The 2,707-nt window shown below is 69.9% G+C and carries 1 protein-coding gene; it reads right to left on the reverse strand.

Annotated elements, in window-relative coordinates; all coding sequences use genetic code 11:
• Positions 1-64: 64 nt before the first annotated feature.
• Positions 65-1,945 (reverse strand): PAS domain-containing protein, encoded by a 1,881-nt coding sequence (locus Q4F04_RS15410; RefSeq protein ID WP_303370672.1) that lies wholly within the window; start codon positions 1,943-1,945, stop codon positions 65-67.
• Between the last annotated feature and the right edge of the window lie 762 nt (positions 1,946-2,707).

Consider the following 2,707-nt stretch of genomic DNA (forward strand, 5'->3'; position numbering starts at 1 on the left):
GGCCTGCCCCGCCGACCCTGTCCGCGCCATCGCGGGACGGGGGCGGGGCCGCCCAAGGGAACGGCTAGTGCCGCAGGTTCTCCAGCCGCGCCCGCAGGTCGACGGCAAGGCCGCCCGGCCGCCAGTCGAAGCCGATCGTGCCGCCAAGCTGGTCGGTGGCGGTCGCATGGGCAAGCTGGCTGCCGAAGCCCTGCGTTCCGGGCGGCGTGATCCCGGGCCCGCCGACCTCTTCCGTCCAGGACAGGGCCAGATCGTCCCCCCGGGCCGACCAGGTGACGGCGATGCGGCCCTCCGCCGTGGCCAGCGCCCCGTATTTGGCGGCGTTGGTCGCAAGCTCGTGGAAGATCAGCGCCAGCCCCACGGATGCGCTTTCCCCCAGGATGACCTCGGGGCCGTCCAGGGATATCCGGTCCCCGCCATCCGCGCCGAGATGCGGGCGGACGATCTTTTCGATCAACTCGCGCAGCGGCGTGACCTGGCCCTTGCCCGTTTCGCCCCCGACGGCGGAACGGATGAGGTCATGGGCCTTGGCCAGCGCCCCCAGCCGGCCCCGCAGCGCCTCGGCCATCGCCGGGACCGAGGCCGCGCCGCGCGCCGTCATGGACACCATCCCCAGCGCGACCGCAAACAGGTTCTTCACCCGGTGGTCCATCTCGCGCAGAAGAAGCTGGCGCTTGGCCTCGGCTTCCTTGAGGTCGTGGATGTCGGTGCAGGTGCCGAACCAGCGGGTGATCCGCCCCTCGGCGTCGCGGATGCAGAGCGCCCGCCCCACCACCCAGCGGTAGCGGCCGGAATGGTGCCGCAGCCGGTATTCGATATGGTAAGGCTCGCCTGTCGCCACGCAGTGCATCCAGGCCGCCTGGGCGCGTTCCTGGTCCTCGGGGTGGAACATGTCCTTCCAGCCCGCGCCGTGGGTGGTCCCCGGCGCCGCGCCGGTGAAGTCATACCAGCGGTTGTTGAAATAATCGTGGCTGCCGTCGGGCAGGGCCGACCAGATCATCTGGTCGATGGAATTGACGATCGCCGCGTAGCGCGCCTCGCTTTCGCGCAGGGCGGCCTCGGCGCGGACGGCATGGGTCACGTCCGTGGCCTGGACGAAGACGCCCTGCGCCAGCCCGTCCGGACCGGCCAGCGGCTGGTAGACGAAATCGACGACGCGTTCCTGCGGCGCCTCGCCCGACAGCCCGCGGAAGGTGATCGGGACCGCGCGGCCGACATGGGGCTCGCCCGTCGCCAGCACGCGGTCCAGCAGGGTCAGGAAGCCCTGCGGCACCAGTTCGGGCAGCGCCTCGGCGACCGTCATCCCCTCGATGTCGGTCCGGCCCACCAGTTCCTTGAAGGCCGGGTTGACGACCTCGATCACGTGGTCGGGGCCGCGCAGGATGCCGGCGACGGTCGGGGCCTGGGCGAAAAGACGCCCGAGCCGGTCGATCTCGGCATGGGCGTCGCGGTGCGCCATGATGGCGGCGGTGGTTTCATGGCCCTGGTTGAAGACGCCCACCACCGCGCCGGTTTCGTCGCGGATCGGCGTGAAGCTGTAGTTCCAGTAGGTTTCCCGGCGGACGCCATCGCGGACCATCGGCAGCATCCGGTCGAAGGTCGAAAAGCCCTCGCCCGTCTGCATCACCCGCGCAAGCTGCGGTCCCACCACGTCCCAGATGTCGGGCCAGACCTCGGCCGCGGGGCGGCCCAGGACGGCCGGGTGACGCTCGGCCGGGATCGGCGACCAGGCGTCGTTGTAGAGAAGGCGGAAATCGGACCCCCAGTAGATCGCGGTCGGAAAGCTGGAATGAAGGCAGATCGACAGCGCCAGCCGCAGTGCCTGCGGCCAGCCCGCGATGGGACCGAGGGGCGTTGCCGCCCAGTCGAACGCGCGGATGCGTTCGCCAAGTTCGCCGCCGCCCGACAGGAAGGCGGGGTTCTGGACGCAGGTGTCTTGTTTCATCCGATCTGTTCTTTGCGGGATATGTCTTGAGGGCCGTCCGGCGCGGGTGACCGGACGGCGGGGAAAGGGTGCGGGCGGTCCGCGCCGGCCGTCAGGAACCGGCGTCCGCCCACGGGTGAAAAGGGGTGCATGGCGCCCGAGGCCGCGACGATGTCGGGTCCGCCATCCTGCAGGGTGATTTCTGAACCATCGAAAAGCCTTCGTTCCGACCGGACAAGCAAGCCTGTAAGCACATGGCGGAGCCAGCGCCAAGAGATTGTTTTCCCGAGGTTTGACGCGGCTTCCGTCCGGCGGGCATAGCCGCAATCCCCTGCGGGCGGAATTGATCAAATGTTACGAGGGCGGGCGGGGAAGGGTCTGCGGGGAAAAGCGGCCCGCGTCCTGCCGGGGTGATCGCGGCCCCCCTTGGCGCCGGATCACCCCGGCCAAGGCACCGGTCCCTGCGGCTGGCGCGAGGCGATCGCCGGATGCCGTCGACGCGGCCCCCGCCTCATCGGCAATCTTTCCCGGAGTTTGGCCAAGAGCCTGAAAATACAGGATCCGTCAGGGGCGACAGCCCAAGGGACAAGCCTGCAGGACGCGCGGCAAGGGCCATGAAAGCGGCCGCGGCGGCCATCCCGCGCAAGCGTCTGCGGCCCGCACCCCGCCGGCGATCCCCGGGCGGCCCCTGTCCCGCCTGCGGCATGTTTCCGCCCGGCAGGATTCTTCTATGAGACTGGCGGATTATCGCCGATGCTTCCCGCGCAGACCTGCAAAGGACGT

It is taken from the genome of Paracoccus sp. (in: a-proteobacteria) (genome assembly GCF_030536915.1).
Classification (GTDB): domain Bacteria; phylum Pseudomonadota; class Alphaproteobacteria; order Rhodobacterales; family Rhodobacteraceae; genus Paracoccus.